The organism is Microbacterium sp. CFBP 8794, assembly GCF_014841235.1.
In the GTDB taxonomy this organism is placed as follows: domain Bacteria; phylum Actinomycetota; class Actinomycetes; order Actinomycetales; family Microbacteriaceae; genus Microbacterium.
Genome location: NZ_JACYTT010000002.1, coordinates 383,640 through 398,564, shown reverse-complemented (window position 1 = coordinate 398,564; position 14,925 = coordinate 383,640). Strand labels below are relative to the sequence as shown.

Annotated in this window: 17 protein-coding genes; 11 read left to right on the top strand and 6 right to left on the bottom strand. The window is 71.3% G+C overall.

Going from position 1 to position 14,925, the window contains the following annotated elements; genetic code table 11:
* The first annotated feature begins 1 nt into the window (after nucleotide 1).
* A complete protein-coding gene (ndk, locus tag IFU19_RS05705; protein ID WP_055836910.1) occupies nucleotides 2-418 on the top strand; it encodes a nucleoside-diphosphate kinase in 417 nt (138 codons plus the stop codon).
* Between the two features lie 109 nt (nucleotides 419-527).
* Here the strand turns inward: ndk and IFU19_RS05700 are convergent, their stop codons facing one another.
* Together IFU19_RS05700 and IFU19_RS05695 are read right to left on the bottom strand one after the other, a co-directional pair.
* Entirely contained in the window at nucleotides 528-764 is a 237-nt protein-coding gene (locus IFU19_RS05700; RefSeq protein ID WP_191915015.1) for a PLD nuclease N-terminal domain-containing protein, read from the bottom strand.
* Nucleotides 765-845: 81 nt separating this feature from the next.
* Nucleotides 846-1,442 (bottom strand): vitamin K epoxide reductase family protein, encoded by a 597-nt coding sequence (locus IFU19_RS05695; RefSeq protein ID WP_192013160.1) that lies wholly within the window; start codon nucleotides 1,440-1,442, stop codon nucleotides 846-848.
* A 279-nt stretch (nucleotides 1,443-1,721) separates the two neighbouring features.
* Here IFU19_RS05695 and IFU19_RS05690 point away from each other — a divergent pair, with 279 nt between their 5' ends.
* Nucleotides 1,722-4,391, top strand: a complete 2,670-nt coding sequence (locus IFU19_RS05690; RefSeq protein WP_191915016.1) for an Rne/Rng family ribonuclease — start codon at nucleotides 1,722-1,724, stop codon at nucleotides 4,389-4,391.
* Nucleotides 4,392-4,472: 81 nt separating this feature from the next.
* On the opposite strand, the gene IFU19_RS05685 is transcribed toward IFU19_RS05690, so the two are convergent.
* Complete coding sequence (locus IFU19_RS05685; protein WP_055939938.1) at nucleotides 4,473-4,739, bottom strand: DUF4031 domain-containing protein; 267 nt, start codon at nucleotides 4,737-4,739, stop codon at nucleotides 4,473-4,475.
* Nucleotides 4,740-4,951: 212 nt separating this feature from the next.
* On the opposite strand from IFU19_RS05685, the gene rplU reads away from it, so the two are divergent.
* From rplU to rsfS, 9 genes are all read left to right on the top strand, one after another.
* Nucleotides 4,952-5,260 (top strand): 50S ribosomal protein L21, encoded by a 309-nt coding sequence (rplU, locus tag IFU19_RS05680; protein ID WP_055836929.1) that lies wholly within the window; start codon nucleotides 4,952-4,954, stop codon nucleotides 5,258-5,260.
* An 18-nt stretch (nucleotides 5,261-5,278) separates the two neighbouring features.
* A complete protein-coding gene (rpmA, locus tag IFU19_RS05675; RefSeq protein ID WP_055836932.1) occupies nucleotides 5,279-5,539 on the top strand; it encodes a 50S ribosomal protein L27 in 261 nt (86 codons plus the stop codon).
* A gap of 95 nt (nucleotides 5,540-5,634) precedes the next feature.
* The gene (gene obgE, locus IFU19_RS05670; protein ID WP_055836935.1) at nucleotides 5,635-7,179 is read left to right on the top strand and encodes a GTPase ObgE; all 1,545 of its coding nucleotides are present in this window, start codon (nucleotides 5,635-5,637) and stop codon (nucleotides 7,177-7,179) included.
* Nucleotides 7,176-8,012: a glutamate 5-kinase gene (gene proB, locus IFU19_RS05665; RefSeq protein ID WP_055836938.1), complete on the top strand. Its 837-nt coding sequence runs from the start codon at nucleotides 7,176-7,178 to the stop codon at nucleotides 8,010-8,012. The genes obgE and proB overlap by 4 nt, the downstream gene beginning before the upstream one ends.
* Before the next feature lie 4 nt (nucleotides 8,013-8,016).
* Entirely contained in the window at nucleotides 8,017-9,276 is a 1,260-nt protein-coding gene (locus tag IFU19_RS05660; RefSeq protein ID WP_192013159.1) for a glutamate-5-semialdehyde dehydrogenase, read from the top strand.
* A gap of 51 nt (nucleotides 9,277-9,327) precedes the next feature.
* Nucleotides 9,328-9,552, top strand: coding sequence for a hypothetical protein (locus tag IFU19_RS05655; protein ID WP_055836944.1), 225 nt, complete (start codon nucleotides 9,328-9,330; stop codon nucleotides 9,550-9,552).
* Nucleotides 9,553-9,562: 10 nt separating this feature from the next.
* Complete coding sequence (nadD, locus tag IFU19_RS05650) at nucleotides 9,563-10,159, top strand: nicotinate-nucleotide adenylyltransferase (RefSeq protein WP_192013158.1); 597 nt, start codon at nucleotides 9,563-9,565, stop codon at nucleotides 10,157-10,159.
* Nucleotides 10,156-11,343: a hypothetical protein gene (locus IFU19_RS05645; RefSeq protein WP_192013157.1), complete on the top strand. Its 1,188-nt coding sequence runs from the start codon at nucleotides 10,156-10,158 to the stop codon at nucleotides 11,341-11,343. The genes nadD and IFU19_RS05645 overlap by 4 nt, the downstream gene beginning before the upstream one ends.
* Nucleotides 11,340-11,720: a ribosome silencing factor gene (gene rsfS / locus IFU19_RS05640; protein WP_055836953.1), complete on the top strand. Its 381-nt coding sequence runs from the start codon at nucleotides 11,340-11,342 to the stop codon at nucleotides 11,718-11,720. The genes IFU19_RS05645 and rsfS overlap by 4 nt, the downstream gene beginning before the upstream one ends.
* 100 nt (nucleotides 11,721-11,820) lie before the next feature.
* On the opposite strand, the gene IFU19_RS05635 is transcribed toward rsfS, so the two are convergent.
* From IFU19_RS05635 to IFU19_RS05625, 3 genes are read right to left on the bottom strand one after another with little or no spacing between them, the layout of a single operon-like run.
* Nucleotides 11,821-12,744 carry a TAXI family TRAP transporter solute-binding subunit gene (locus tag IFU19_RS05635; RefSeq protein ID WP_192013156.1) on the bottom strand — a complete coding sequence of 308 codons (924 nt, stop codon included), beginning with the start codon at nucleotides 12,742-12,744 and terminating at the stop codon, nucleotides 11,821-11,823.
* Nucleotides 12,741-14,129: an ATP-binding protein gene (locus tag IFU19_RS05630; RefSeq protein WP_192013155.1), complete on the bottom strand. Its 1,389-nt coding sequence runs from the start codon at nucleotides 14,127-14,129 to the stop codon at nucleotides 12,741-12,743. Before IFU19_RS05630 ends, IFU19_RS05635 begins: the two co-directional genes overlap by 4 nt.
* On the bottom strand, nucleotides 14,126-14,782 hold the full coding sequence (locus IFU19_RS05625) for a response regulator transcription factor (protein WP_055939947.1): 657 nt from the start codon (nucleotides 14,780-14,782) through the stop codon (nucleotides 14,126-14,128). Before IFU19_RS05625 ends, IFU19_RS05630 begins: the two co-directional genes overlap by 4 nt.
* Between the last annotated feature and the right edge of the window lie 143 nt (nucleotides 14,783-14,925).

Below are 14,925 nucleotides of genomic sequence, written 5' to 3'. Positions count from 1 at the left end.
CATGGCTACCGAAGAGACCCTCGTCCTGGTCAAGCCCGACGGCGTCGCCCGCGGACTGACCGGCGCCATCCTCGCCCGCATCGAGGCGAAGGGCTACGCGCTCGTCGACATCCGCCTCGTCGAGCCCGACCGTGAGCGCCTCGCCCAGCACTACGCCGAGCACGAGGGCAAGCCCTTCTACGAGCCGCTGCTGGAGTTCATGCTCTCGGGCCCGTCGGTCGCGATCCGCCTCGCCGGAAACCGCGTGATCGAGGGCTTCCGCTCGCTGGCCGGCACCACCGACCCGACCACGGCCGCCCCCGGCACCATCCGCGGCGACTTCGGCCGCGACTGGGGCCTCAAGGTGCAGCAGAACCTCGTGCACGGCAGCGACAGCACCGAGTCCGCCGAACGCGAACTGGCGATCTGGTTCGCCTGATCCCGGATGCCGAGATGGCCGCCGCCCGAGAGGGTGGCGGCCATCGTCGTCTGATCGGCCCGCGCGGCCGCACGGTCTGTCGAATCGGACCCGTGCGGCGGCGCGTCGCTCAGCTGCGCGCGACCCCGCGCCCCGCACGACGACCGGCGGCGAGCCAGGCGACCGGCCCCACAACGGGGACGAGCAGAATCACCACGGCCCACAGCATCACCGTGAGGGACGACAGGCGGGCCGCTCCGCGGGACAGGCTGACGACCGCCCAGACGGCGAGAGCGAACGCGACCAGTGCGACGACCGCCCACACGACGTCGTACGCGGCCGGCACCAGCGGGTTCATCGCATCCATTCCTGGAGGATAGGGCCCGCGAGGCGAGCCGCGCGACTCGGATGCCCATCGCCGGGCCGGCGGGTCAGGGCCGCCGCGACCTCACAGCTGCGCGAGCACATCGAGCCGCAGCTGCGCGATCACCGCGATGACGGCAAAGGCCACGATGCTCATCAAGGGCACCCACACCATGAGACGGTCGGCGACCTCGCGCACCCGCGCGCCCGGAACGACGCCCTCGCGCAGCACGTGCAGGGTCACGACGAAGAACGAGGGGATGACGACCGACCACGTCACCATGCACCACGGGCAGAGAGTGGCCAGAACGAACAGGCTCTGCGCGATCAGCCAGATGACGAAGGTCAGGGCCAGAGCGAAGCCCAGCCAGAAGAGGGCCCAGAACCAGCGTGCGAACCGGGCGCCGGCCAGCAGCGCGACCCCGACCACGATGGGGGCGATCCACGCCGACAGTCCGATGATCGGATTGGGGAAGCCGAACACGCTTCCCTGCGACGACTGCAGATTGGCCGAGCACTGCACGAGGACGCTGAAGTCGCACGACGCGGCGGCCGTGGGATCCGTGAGCTGGTGGAACCGCTCCATCGTCAGCGAGAACGCCGCCCACCAGCCGACGATCCCGGCGAAGATGAGCCAGACCGCCGTGACGATCGGACGACGGGTCGTGACGGTTTCGCTCATGCCGTGATTCTGCCACCGCTGACTTCTCCGCCGGCTGAAGACGGCTCGTCGTCGACCTTCTGCGGGCGAAACGCGTGGTCCGTGCGATAATGAAAGCTGATGTGACCGCGGCCGCGCCGCAGGAACATCACCCAGAAGACTTCGGGCGATGACCGCCCATCGCAGCAAGCGCCACAGGCCTGCTGCAGACCGAGTGAGTTCGCGGCCCCGCCGGGTGCGGCGCCGCATGAGATTTCGCCGGGTGACGCGCGGTGTCGCCCGCTAGGGAGTATCCCCGATATGGCCGACAAGACCGACGATCAGACCCCCGCTGACCAGGTGACGCCCGAGACCGAGGCTCCGCAATTCGAGACCCTCGCGTCCGAGACGGAGGCCGCCGCGGGATTCGTGCCCCCCGTCGACGACGAAGAGGCCGCGGTGCAGGATGCCGAGCAGGCCGCCGCCGACGACGTGGCACCCCCCGCCGTGCTCGACGAGGGATCCGGCGACGCGCCGGCTCAGGCCGCCGCCGGTGACGACGTTGCCGGTGACGACGTTGCCGAGGCGAACGCCGCGAGCGTCGAGGAGCCCACCGTGGACGCCTCCGTGGCGGACCAGGGCGCCGACGCCACGGCATCCGCTGCCGAGGTCGCCGCTCCCGACGTCGCTGAGCCGGAGGCTCCGGCTCAGCCCGAGGTCGCCGCTCAGCCCGAGGCTCCCGCGCAGCCCGAGGTCTCCGCTCAGCCCGAGGCCGCCACCGAGCCCGAAGCTCCCGCGCGTCCCACGGCCGTCTCGCTCGGACTGCTGCCTGAGGTCTTCGTCTCGGCCGTGTCGACGGCGCTGCACTTCTACGCCCCCGCGCTGCCGGCCTTCCCGGTGCGCGACGACGTCGATGACCGCGACGACCGTGACGAGCGCGACGACCGCGACGACGACGGCCCCCTCGAGCGCGGCTCCGCCAACGCCCGTCGCCGCAACCGCCGACGCGGCGGTGTCGACGTCGCCCCCGCCGAGCAGCACGAGGCCCCCGCAGCCCCGGTGCGACAGCGCGCGGTCGAGCTCATCACCGAGCCGCAGCGCATCAAGGGCTCCACGCGCCTCGAGGCGAAGAAGCAGCGTCGCCGCGATGGCCGCGAGGCCGGCCGTCGCCGCCCCGTCGTCACCGAGGCCGAGTTCCTCGCCCGTCGCGAGGCCGTCGACCGCGTGATGGTCGTGCGGTCCAAGGCCGGCCGCATCCAGATCGCCGTGCTCGAAGACAACGTGCTCGTCGAACACTACGTCGCCCGCAACCAGGACGCCTCGCTCATCGGCAACGTCTACCTGGGTCGCGTGCAGAACGTGCTTCCCAGCATGGAGGCGGCGTTCGTCGACATCGGCCGCGGCCGCAACGCCGTGCTGTACTCCGGCGAAGTCGACTGGGACGGCGTCGAGACCAACAACCAGCCGCGTCGCATCGAGCTCGCGCTCAAGTCGGGCGACCGCGTCCTGGTGCAGGTGACCAAAGACCCCGTGGGACACAAGGGCGCCCGCCTGACGAGCCAGATCTCGCTGCCCGGCCGTTACCTCGTCTACGTGCCCAACGGCACGATGAACGGCATCTCGCGCAAGCTCCCCGACACCGAGCGCGCGCGCCTGAAGAAGATCCTCAAGGAGGTGCTCCCCGAATCGTCGGGCGTCATCGTCCGCACGGCTGCCGAGGGCGCCACCGAAGAGCAGCTCACCCTCGACGTGCAGCGCCTCACCTCGCAGTGGGAGCACGTCTCGAGCCAGATCAAGACCATCCAGGCCCCCGCTCTGCTGCACTCCGAGCCCGACCTGCTGGTCAAGATCGTGCGCGACGTCTTCAACGAGGACTTCACGCGCATGCTCATCCAGGGCGACGAGGCGCTGCAGACCATCTCGAGCTACCTCCAGGGCGTCGCCCCCGACCTGCTCGAGCGCGTCGAGAAGTACGAGGGCGAGCAGGACCCGTTCGACGCGTTCCGCGTCACCGAGCAGATCGAGAAGGCTCTCGACCGTAAGGTCTGGCTGCCCTCGGGCGGCTCGCTCGTGATCGACCGCACCGAGGCCATGACGGTCGTCGACGTCAACACCGGCAAGTTCGTCGGCTCGGGCGGCAACCTCGAAGAGACCGTCACCAAGAACAACCTCGAGGCGGCCGAAGAGATCGTGCGCCAGCTGCGCCTGCGCGACATCGGCGGCATCATCGTCGTCGACTTCATCGACATGGTGCTCGAATCCAACCGCGATCTCGTGCTGCGTCGCCTGATCGAATGCCTCAGCCGCGACCGCACGAAGCACCAGGTCGCCGAAGTCACCTCGCTCGGCCTCGTGCAGATGACCCGCAAGAAGCTCGGACTCGGCCTGCTCGAGACCTTCAGCGAGGCGTGCGACGTGTGCGCCGGTCGCGGCGTGGTCGTGCACCACGACCCCGTCGTCAAGCACCGCCCGGCCGGGAACGGCAGCAGCAACGGCGGCGGCAACACCGGCTCGTCGAACCGCCGCGGTCGCGGGGGCAACACTCCCGCGAACGGCAACGGATCGAACGGCCATGCCGCACACGGCGGTGGCGCGTCGGCCGGAGCTTCCTCCACCGGCAACGGGGGAGCGGCGCCGACCGGCGGCACCCACGTGATCACCGAGGGCGTGAAGTCCGCTCTCGCTCAGATCGCGGCATCCACCGTGAAGCCGACCCTCGATGACCCCGCCGTGGTCGAGGCGGCCGTGGTCGCGTCGGTGGAGGCCGTCGTCGAGGCCCAGGCCGAGGCACCCGCACCGGTCCGCGAAAAGCGTCCGCGCAAGAAGCGCGAGCCCAAGGCGCCCCGTACCGAGAAGGACGCCCTTCTCGAGTCGGTGCTCGAGGCCCTCCCCGAGCCCAAGGCGCCCGGTCAGGGCCGCTCACGGCGCCGTGTGACGACCGCGGCGCTCACCGGCACCCCCGTCAACGCCCAGCCCTCCAGCGAGGCCTGAGTCCGCTCCCTCGTGCGTGTGGGGCCGCGACCCATCGTTCCCGACTTCGGTCGGGCGACGGGTCGCGGTCCCACACGCGTGTCAGCGGCGTTCGCGCGCCGTGATCCGCAGGCCCGAGGCCCGCAGGCGTCGAACGAGCTCTTTGCCGCCGACGTGCTGGGCTCCGGCGGCGACCAGGTCGGCGTGCCGCTCATCGGGCACGTCGTAGTGGTCGAGATCGAACGCGCGGCGGGGGATTCCGGCCGCGGCGGCGAAGGCGTGCAATTCGTCGAGGTCGCTGTCGCTGACCAGGTGCGCCCACAGTCGTCCGTGCGCGGGCCACTGCGGATCGTCGATCAGAATCACCATCCCGCGATCCTAGGTCGACACGCGGGCCGAATGCTTTTGCCGGATGCCGCCCGGTGAGCTAAACTTGACCCTTGGTGCGTCGCGTCCGCCCTTACTGGAGCGTGACCCCGCGGGCTTTGCTCGCCGGATCGCACCGAGACTTGGGTCGCCAGACCCTCCCGACGTCATCAGACAACCGGAGCTCCGCGCTCCCGAACGAAAACAGGTGTGAAGTGGTTTACGCAGTTGTGCGCGCCGGCGGCCGCCAGGAGAAGGTCCAGGTCGGCACGGTCGTCGTGCTCGACCGCCAGAAGGCGAAGATCGGCGAGAGCATCCAGCTGCCCGCCGTCCTGTTCGTCGACGGCGACGCGGTCACGACCGACGCCGACAAGCTCGCGAAGGTCTCGGTCACGGCCGAGGTCCTCGGCGAGGAGCGCGGTCCGAAGATCGTGATCCAGAAGTTCAAGAACAAGACCGGCTACAAGAAGCGCCAGGGCCACCGCCAGGACCTCACGCGCGTCAAGATCACCGGCATCAAGTAAGAGCCAGGAGACGCAGAGATGGCACACAAAAAGGGCGCAAGCTCCACCCGTAACGGTCGTGACTCCAACGCACAGCGCCTCGGCGTGAAGCGCTTCGGCGGTCAGGTCGTCCTCGCCGGCGAGATCATCGTCCGCCAGCGTGGCACGCACTTCCACCCCGGCGCCAACGTCGGCCGCGGTGGCGACGACACCCTGTTCGCCCTGGCCCCCGGTGCGGTTCAGTTCGGTGCCAAGGGCGGCCGCAAGGTCGTCAACATCGTCACCGCAGCAGCGGAGTAATACCGAGCGCTCAGCGCTTCAGAGGGGGTGGGCACACAGCCCGCCCCCTCTTCTTTTCTTCCCGGCACCCGCCGGTCCGTCCTGAAAGGACACTCATGGTCACCTTCGTCGACCGCGTCACCCTGCACCTCCGTGCGGGCAAGGGCGGCAACGGCTGCGTCTCGGTGCGCCGCGAGAAGTTCAAGCCTCTGGCCGGCCCCGACGGCGGCAACGGCGGCAGCGGCGGCGACGTCGTGCTCGTCGCCGACCCCCAGGTCACCACGCTGCTGTCGTACCACCACTCGCCGCATCGCACCGCCGGCAACGGTGGTTTCGGCATGGGCGACCACCGCTCGGGCGCGATGGGCGAAGACCAGGAGCTCCCCGTGCCGCTCGGCACGGTCGTGAAGGACCCCGACGGCACCGTGCTCGTCGACATGCTCACCCCGGGCATGCGCTTCATCGTCGCCCCCGGTGGTCTCGGCGGCCTCGGCAACGCCTCGCTGTCGTCGCCCAAGCGCAAGGCCCCCGGCTTCGCGCTGCTCGGAACGCCCGGGTGGGAGGGCGACGTCGTCCTCGAGCTCAAGACCGTCGCCGACATCGCCCTCGTCGGCTTCCCGTCGGCGGGAAAGTCGAGCCTCATCGCGGCCGTCTCGGCGGCGCGACCGAAGATCGCCGACTACCCCTTCACCACGCTGCACCCCAACCTGGGCGTCGTGCAGTCGGGTGACATCCGCTTCACCATCGCCGACGTCCCGGGTCTCATCGAGGGCGCGAGCGAGGGCAAGGGCCTGGGCCTGGAGTTCCTCCGCCACGTCGAACGCTGCACGGCTCTCGTGCACGTGCTCGACTGCGCGACGCTCGACCCCGGTCGCGACCCGCTCACCGACCTCGACGTCATCCTCGCCGAGCTCGGCGCCTACCCCGTGCCCGAGGGGCAGACCCCGCTCCTCGAGCGCCCGCAGATCATCGCGTTGAACAAGATCGATGTGCCCGAGGCCCGCGAGCTCGCCGACTTCGTGCGTCCCGACCTCGAGGCCCGTGGTTTCCGCGTGTTCGAGATCTCCACGGTCAGCCGCACTGGCCTGCGCGAACTCACCTTCGCGCTGGCCGACGTGGTGGAGCAGCACCGCCTGGCGTCGATCGACGAGGCCCCGGTGGAGCGCATCGTCATCCGCCCGCAGGGCACTCGCAAGGACTTCGAGATCAAGGTCGAGGGCGGCACCTACGGTCCCGTCTACCGCGTGCTCGGCGACAAGCCGGTCAAGTGGGTGCAGCAGACCGACTTCCAGAACGAAGAGGCCGTGGGCTACCTCGCCGACCGTCTCGCGCGCCTGGGCATCGAAGAGGGCCTGTTCCGCGCCGGTGCGGTCGCCGGTGCGACCGTCGTCATCGGCCCCGGCGACGGGATCGTCTTCGACTGGGAGCCCACGCTCACCTCGGCGGCCGAGCTCATGACGGCCCCCCGCGGCACCGACCCCCGTCTCGTGCAGAACCCGCGCCGCACCTCGTCGGAGCGCCGCGAGCGGTACCACGAGCGCATGGATGCCAAGGCCGAGGCCCGCGCCGAGCTCGAGACCGAGCGGCGTGCCGCCCGCGCCGTGGGCATCGGCGCCGACGGGGATCCCTCGCTGTCGTCCGCCGAGGACGAGGAGCGGTGAGCGCGACCTCGCGCTCCGCGATCCCGGGAGCCGGCCGCGTCGTGGTGAAGGTGGGCTCGTCGTCGATCAGCGGCGACGGGGCGCACCGGATCGACACGATCGTCGAGGCTCTCGCCCACGCGCGCGGCGCGGGGACCGAGGTGGTACTCGTCTCGTCCGGGGCGATCGCGACGGCCCTGCCGTTGCTCGACCTCGGCGGCCGACCCAACGACCTGGCGACGCAGCAGGCCGCGGCCGCCGTCGGTCAGAACGTGCTCATGTGGCGCTACCAGACCTCGCTCGACCGCTTCGGACTGCTCGCCGGGCAGGTCCTGCTCACGGCGGGCGACCTCGAGAACGCCACGCACCGTTCGAACGCGCGCCGGGCGATGGAACGGCTGCTGGGTCTCGGCATCCTGCCCATCGTCAACGAGAACGACACCGTCGCGACCCACGAGATCCGTTTCGGCGACAACGACCGGCTCGCCGCTCTCGTGGCGCAGCTGATCGGTGCCGACGCACTCGTGCTGTTGAGCGACATCGAGTGCCTGTACACGCTGCCGCCGAGCGAGCCCGGAGCGCGCCCGATCGTCGATGTGGCGTGGGGCGACGACCTGTCGCAGTTCGAGTTCGGCGCCGGCGTCGTCAACGGCGTGGGGACCGGGGGAGCGGCGACCAAGGCGTCGGCCGCGAAGCTGGCCTCCACCGCCGGCGTCGGGGTGCTCGTCACCAGCGCCGACCTCGTCTCGTCCGCTCTCGCGGGCGATGCGGTGGGCACCTGGTTCGCCCCGAATCCCGACCCCGTCACCCTCGCCACCGGCCCCGTGGGCGCCGTGGGCGCGCCGGTACACTGAGCGCATGACCACGATCGCCGCCTCCGTCGATGAGCGCCTGCGTCTGGCCAAAGACGCCGCGCGCGAGATCGGTCTGCTCGATTCCGAGCGCAAGACCGCTCTGCTCAATGCGGTCGCCGACGCGATCGAGGCGGCGTCCGCCGAGATCGTCGCGGCCAACGCCGACGACCTCGAACGCGGACGAGCGGATGCCATCGGCGACGCCCTCCTCGACCGCCTGAGCCTCGATGCCGGACGCGTCGCAGCCCTGGCGGCGGCGGTGCGCGATGTCGCCGGCCTGCCCGACCCCGTCGGCCGCGTGCTCGACAGGCGGACGCTCGCCAACGGACTCGCGCTCGAGAAGGTGGCGGTGCCGTTCGGCGTCGTCGGGTCGATCTACGAGGCGCGCCCGAACGTCACGGTCGACATCGCCTCTCTCGCCCTGCGTTCCGGAAACGCGGTCGTGCTGCGCGGCGGTTCCGCGGCGCAGAGCACCAACGCGACCCTCGTCTCGGTCATGCGCGCGGCGCTGCAGGCCCAGGGTGTCAGCCCCGAGGCCGTGCAGAGCGTCGACGACTTCGGCCGCGACGGCGCGCGTGCGCTCATGAACGCGCGCGGGCTGGTCGACGTGCTCGTGCCACGCGGAAGCGCGTCGCTGATCGAGACGGTCGTGACCGAGTCGACCGTTCCGGTCATCGAGACCGGGGCCGGCGTGGTCCACGTCTTCCTCGACGCCACGGCCCGTGACGACTGGGCGCGCGACATCGTGCTCAACGCCAAGACCCAGCGGCCGAGCGTGTGCAACGCCGTCGAGACGGTGCTCGTCCACCGCGACGCGGCCGATCGCCTGCTGCCCGAGCTGCTGGCGTCACTGTCCGATGCCGGGGTGACCGTGCACGGCGACGACGTCACGCGGGCACACGACGCGCGCGTCGTCACCGCGACCGAAGACGACTGGGCGCGTGAGTACGGGACGCTCGACCTCGCCGTGCGTGTCGTCGACGACCTCGACGACGCCCTCGCCCACATCCGCCGTTACTCGACCCACCACACCGAGTCGATCATCACGGCCGATCAGGCCTCGGCCGACCGGTTCCTCGCCGAGGTCGACTCGGCCGTCGTCATGGTCAACGCCTCCACCCGCTTCACCGACGGGGGAGAGTTCGGCTTCGGCGCCGAAGTCGGCATCTCGACTCAGAAGCTGCACGCCCGCGGTCCCATGGGCCTCGCCGAACTCACGAGCACCAAGTGGCTCGGGCGCGGCGACGGCCAGGTCCGCGCCTGACCGCCTAAAATGGGCTGCGCGCCCCGCGCAGACCTCTCGAACGGAGCACAGATGACTTTCGTCTCACTTCTCGCCCACGCTGCAGAAGAAGGCGCCCACCACGGCGGCAACGTGCAGGCCCAGACCTTCTGGTTCGGCGCCGTCGCGTTCGTCGTGTTCGTGTCGCTGAGCCTGGTCACGCTGTCGTACCGCAACGTCGCCAACCGCCACGCGCACAAGGCCGACGCCTACACGAAGAAGCACGGGACGCCCACCCCCGAGGCGCACGGCCACTGAGGCCCACCGTATGTCGGTGACGCGCGCCCCTCGGATCGGGGTCATGGGTGGGACGTTCGATCCCATCCATCATGGTCACCTCGTCGCGGCCAGCGAGGTGGCGCAGTCGTTCGACCTCGACGAGGTCGTCTTCGTGCCCACGGGTCGCCCGTGGCAGAAGGACGACGTCACCGAGAGCGAGCACCGCTACCTCATGACGGTGATCGCGACGGCCTCGAACCCCCAGTTCACGGTGAGCCGCGTCGACATCGATCGGGAAGGCCCCACCTACACGATCGACACGCTGCGCGATCTGCAGGAGCAGCGTCCGGGAGCCGAGCTGTTCTTCATCACCGGTGCCGACGCCGTGGCGCAGATCCTGGGGTGGCGAAACCATCAGCAGCTGTGGGATCTCGCGCATTTCGTGGCCGTCTCGCGGCCCGGACACGTGCTCACCACCGAAGGCCTGCCCATCGAAAACGTGAGCCAGCTGGAGATCCCGGCGCTGTCGATCTCGTCCACAGACTGCCGCGCCCGTGTGCGCCGAGGACACCCCGTGTGGTACCTCGTGCCCGACGGCGTCGTGCAGTACATCGCGAAGCACCACCTCTACCGGAGCAATGCATGAGCACTTCCGAGAACCCCGAGACCCCCGCGCTGACCCGCCGTCAGCTGCGCGAGCTCCGCCACACCGGCGCGACGCCGATCATCGCGCCCGAGACGGATGCCGAGTCCTCGGCGCCAGCGACCGACAGCACCGCCGAGACGGCGGCGCCCGCCGAGACCACGGCGTCGAGTGCACCGGTCGTCGACGATGCCGCCGAGGCCGACACCCCGGTGGACGATGCCTCTGCCGACGTCGCGGCTGCCGACGTACCTGCTGCCGAGACCCCGGCGGTCGACGACGCGGCCCCGACCGCGTTGTTCCCCGCGGCGAAGTCCACCGACGAGCCCGCGCCCGCGGCATCCGGTGCCGACGAAACCGCACGTGAAGACAGCGCACGCGAAGACACCGCGCGCGACGACACTCCGGCCGCCGCGCGCCCCTCGGCCTTCGAGCCTCCGTTCAGCGACCACGGCGCCGACTTCGGCGTTCCGGGACTCACGCGCCGCCAGGCGCGCGCGCAGGAGAAGATCCGCACTGCCGCGGTTCCGGTCATCACGCCCGACCTCGAGCCCGCCCTGCCGCGCCAGAACTCCCCGTTCGCTCCTCTGCCCCAGGCCGAGCCGACGCGTCCGGCGATCTTCCGCCCGTCGGCGCCCGACACCGCCGAGACGCCCGCCGCGGCCGATGACGCCCCCGGCGCGTCGGTCGTGAACCCGGCGCTCGGTTCCGAGCTGCTCGACGGCGCCAAGCCCGACGTCACCCTGCCCGACTCGTTCGACCAGCTCATCGCGCGCAACGCCTCGGCGAGCGGCGCGGTGTCGACGCCGAACGCGCTGATCCTCTCGCAGACGCCCTCGGGCGTGCCGCTGGTCGGCCCCATCACCGCGACGGGCGAGGTCATGATCACCGGCACGTTCGAGCTACCCGAGGGCCTCGGCTCCGTCGGTCACGCCCCGGGCACGACCGACGGTCGCGACGCCGATGCCGTTCTTCTCGACGGCGAGCTCCCGCCCGCCTCGTCTCCCACCCCGATCGCGGCCAGTGCCGCCATCAGCACCGTCAAACAGCCCGGCGAGATCATTCGCCCCCCGGCGCCCGAGAAGGGGAGCAAGCTCCTCATCGGCCTCATCATCACGACCGGCGCGCTGGCGCTGGCGGTGGCCGTCACCCTCGTGCTCGCCTTCACGACAGGAGTCTTCCGATGACCGCCACCGCCAACGGACGGGAGATGGCGCAGATCGCCGCTCTCGCCGCCGACGCCAAGAGCGGCGACGACATCGTCGCCCTCGACGTCTCCGAGCCCCTTCCGCTCGTCGACATCTTCCTGCTCGTCACCGGTCGCAATGAGCGCAACGTCGCCGCGATCGCCGACGAGATCGAAGACAAGCTGCTCGAGCACGGCCACAAGCGTCTGCGCCGCGAGGGGCGTCAGGAGTCGCGCTGGGTGCTGCTCGATTTCGGCGACCTCGTGGTCCACGTCTTCCACGAGGAAGAACGTGTCTACTACGGCCTGGAGCGCCTCTGGAAGGACTGCCCCGTCGTTCCGATCGAGCTGCCGACGCCCGCGGGCGCGCCCGAGTAACGACCCCCACGACAACGCCCTCGGCCCTCACGGCCGGGGGCGTTCTGTGTGCGTGGGGCGTGTTCGCGCCGGCCTGTTCGCGCTGTGCCCGCCCGATCACTCACCCGTAGCGTTCGCGATACCGCCGCTCGGCCGCCGCGTGCAGGGCGATCGGCAGGGTGTCGATGAGGCTCGCCGGAGTCAGGTACTGGATGCCGAGGGCCCCGGGCGCCACGAGGCGCGCCGCGTCGTCGATGAGCACGTCGACGACGCGCTCCACGAGCGTGTCGTCGAGGTCGGGGCGGGCGAGCAGCAGGTTGGCGACGCCGATGGCGGGAACCGGGGAGTCCGCGCCGTACACGCCGGCGGGGATGGTCGTGGCGACGTACGCGTCGGGGTAGCGCTGCAGGAGCGTCGGCAGCACGGGCGTCGTGTCGAGCACCGCGATGGGGGTGCGGGCGGCGAGCTCCGCGATCTGGGGCGTCGGCACCCCGCCCGACCAGAACAGCGCATCGATGCAGCCCCGCTCCAGATCGACGACGGCATCGCGAAGCGGCCGCTCGGTCGCCGACGCGGGCGAGAGTCCCGCGGCATCCATCACGCGGCGCGCGGTCGCGGCCGCCCCCGAGCCGGGGGCACCCAGCGAGACGCGCGTTCCGGCGAGCTCCGCGAGCGAGCGCGGGCCGTCGGGTGCGCGGACGAGGCACTGCAGGTAGTTCTGATAGACCCGCCCGATCGCGACGACTTCACCGCTCGTCGACGCCGCCGCCGCCGAATCCGCCAGCGAGAGGGCGAGCTCCACGCGACCCTGCGACAGCAGGGCGAGGTTGTCGACGCTGCCCTCGGTCTGCAGGGCGGTGATCTCGAACGCCCCGGACCCTCGGGCGACGTCGCTCAGCAGCTGGCCGAACTGCAGGTAGCTGCCGCCGGGTTCGCCGCAGCCCAGCGTCAGCACGGTCGGCGCGGTGGGCACGCACCCCGCCAGCACGACGGTGCCCGCCGCGGCGCCCGCCCACAGGAAGCTGCGACGCGAGACCCCCGTCACGTTCTGTCCCAGATCAGGTGCGCTGCGAGTCCGCCCTCCTGCGAGCGCCCCAGCTCCAGCCGTCCGCCGGCGGCCCGCATCAGCTGCGCGACGATGGCGAGCCCCAGGCCGGTGCCGGTGGTGCCGCCGTCGAGACCGGCGCGCCAGAAACGCGTGCCCAGGCGCGGAAGGTGCGCGTCGTCGAGCTGCGTGCCCGAGTCCTCCACGCGCACCTCGAGGCGTCCGGCATCCTGTTCCACGCTCACCCGCACCCGCGCGCCCGCACCGGCGTACTTCGCCGCGTTGTCGAGCAGCACATCGAGCATCTCGTCGAGGTCGGCGCGGCCGCAGGGGACCACGACCGCCGGGGAGTCGTCGATGCTGAGCGTCAGTCCCGCGGCGTGCAGGCGCGCGCGGTGGCGTTGCACCAGGTCGGCCGCGGTGACCGAGCATTCGCGCGGAGCGCCCTCGTCTCGGGCGTCGTCGTGACCCTGGGTTCGCGCGGCAGCGCGGTGCTCCGCGTTGGCGAGAGTCAGCATGCGTTCCACGGTGTGCTCGAGGCGATCGAGGTCGTCGTCGACGGCGGAGAGGTCGTCGGCCGCGTCACCGTCGCGGGTGAGGCCGTCCACGCGCAGTCGGATGGCGGCGAGGGGCGTCCGCAATTGGTGCGAGGCATCGGCGACGAAACCGCGCTGCTGCTCGAGGCTGTTTTCGACCTCATCGGCCATCGTCGCGAACGCCCGGCTGAGGCGGCGCAGCTCCGGCGGTCCCGAGGGACGCAGCGGTGCGGGACCGCGGTGGGCGGTGAGGTCGGCGACCGCGGAATCGAGCGCGCGCACCGGGCGCAGGATCCAGCGGGTCCACAGCAGCGAGGCGACCATGAGGACGCTGAGCAGCAGCACCCCGATCGCGGCGATCACGGCCCACGCGCGCGAGACGTCGGCTTGCGCGCCCCGCAGGTCGACCGCGAGCACCACGACGCCAGCCGACAGATCACCGGCCGCGATCACGGGCACCGCGACGAGGGCGCTGCGGGGTCCCCAGGGGGTGACCCGGGGGAGCGACAGCTGGGGAATGGCCCGCGAAGCCGCGGTGACGAGCTGATCGACGTCGGCATCGCGGTGCAGCTCGCCCGCCGAGGCGACCGGTTCCCCGCTCTCGTCGAGGACGAGCACCGACTCCGCGTAGACCGCGTGGAAGCGCTCGAGGTAGGCCTGGAGTCCTTCGGCGTCGGACTGCACCAGCGCCGTCCGGGCACGCTGCACGACCTGGTCGAGCGCCGCGGTGCGCTGCAGGGCGAGCTGCTGCGTGCGGGAGTCGGCGAGCGACTGCGCCACGGGGATGAGCACGGCGATCACGGCGATGAGACCGAAGACGAGCAGGGGGAGCAGCACCCGCAGCTTCACGCGGCATCCTCGAGGCGGTAGCCCAGGCCGCGGATGGTCGTGATGGTCACCTCGGGGAGCTTCTGGCGCACCTGCCCCAGGTGCACGTCGAACGATCGCGACGATGCCACGTACGCGTCTCCCCAGACCTCGTCGAGGATCTGCCGACGGCTCACCGCCTGCCCCGCGCGTCGGGCGAGGGCGTACAGGATGCCGAACTCGTTGGGCGTCAGCGCGACCTCGCGGTCGGCGGCGTGCACGCGGTGGGCGTCGATGTCGATCTCGACCGACCCGACCCGCACGCGCTGGGGCTCGTCGGGTGGGCTGTAGCGACGGGTGACGGCCAGGAGCCGCGCCAGCAGCTCGTGGAGCCGCACCGGCTTCACGAGGTAGTCGTCGGCGCCGAGCGACAGTGCCCGCACGGTGGAGCGCTCGTCGCCGCGGGCCGTGACGACGATGACGGGCAGCTGGCTCACCTCGCGCAGCTGGCGCAGTACGTCGAGCCCGTCCATGTCTTCCAGCCCGAGATCGAGCAGCACGACCTGGGCGTCGCGATGGCGCAGCAACACGTCGCTGCCCCGCGCGACACGGGTGCACGCGTGCCCGGCGCGCGTGAGCGCCGAGACGAGCGCCGCGGCGACCGAGCCGTCGTCCTCGGCTACGAGTACGTGCATGGCCCCATCGTAGGCTCACGCGCCGGGGTCGCCCGCGGCGGCGGGCCGGGGCCAATGTAAGGCGCATGTAAGGATCTCGGGACGGGCCCCCGCGCGCCGCCACGATAACGGGATACGACTCGTCGCCGCCGCCGGGCCCCGTC

Coding starts and splice junctions, on each gene's coding strand:
- ndk (WP_055836910.1), top strand. CDS start 2: ATGGCTACCGAAGAGACCCTCGTCCTGGTCAAGCCCGACGGCGTCGCC.
- IFU19_RS05700 (WP_191915015.1), bottom strand. CDS start 764: ATGGATGCGATGAACCCGCTGGTGCCGGCCGCGTACGACGTCGTGTGG.
- IFU19_RS05695 (WP_192013160.1), bottom strand. CDS start 1,442: ATGAGCGAAACCGTCACGACCCGTCGTCCGATCGTCACGGCGGTCTGG.
- IFU19_RS05690 (WP_191915016.1), top strand. CDS start 1,722: ATGGCCGACAAGACCGACGATCAGACCCCCGCTGACCAGGTGACGCCC.
- IFU19_RS05685 (WP_055939938.1), bottom strand. CDS start 4,739: ATGGTGATTCTGATCGACGATCCGCAGTGGCCCGCGCACGGACGACTG.
- rpmA (WP_055836932.1), top strand. CDS start 5,279: ATGGCACACAAAAAGGGCGCAAGCTCCACCCGTAACGGTCGTGACTCC.
- obgE (WP_055836935.1), top strand. CDS start 5,635: ATGGTCACCTTCGTCGACCGCGTCACCCTGCACCTCCGTGCGGGCAAG.
- IFU19_RS05660 (WP_192013159.1), top strand. CDS start 8,017: ATGACCACGATCGCCGCCTCCGTCGATGAGCGCCTGCGTCTGGCCAAA.
- IFU19_RS05655 (WP_055836944.1), top strand. CDS start 9,328: ATGACTTTCGTCTCACTTCTCGCCCACGCTGCAGAAGAAGGCGCCCAC.
- nadD (WP_192013158.1), top strand. CDS start 9,563: ATGTCGGTGACGCGCGCCCCTCGGATCGGGGTCATGGGTGGGACGTTC.
- IFU19_RS05645 (WP_192013157.1), top strand. CDS start 10,156: ATGAGCACTTCCGAGAACCCCGAGACCCCCGCGCTGACCCGCCGTCAG.
- rsfS (WP_055836953.1), top strand. CDS start 11,340: ATGACCGCCACCGCCAACGGACGGGAGATGGCGCAGATCGCCGCTCTC.
- IFU19_RS05625 (WP_055939947.1), bottom strand. CDS start 14,782: ATGCACGTACTCGTAGCCGAGGACGACGGCTCGGTCGCCGCGGCGCTC.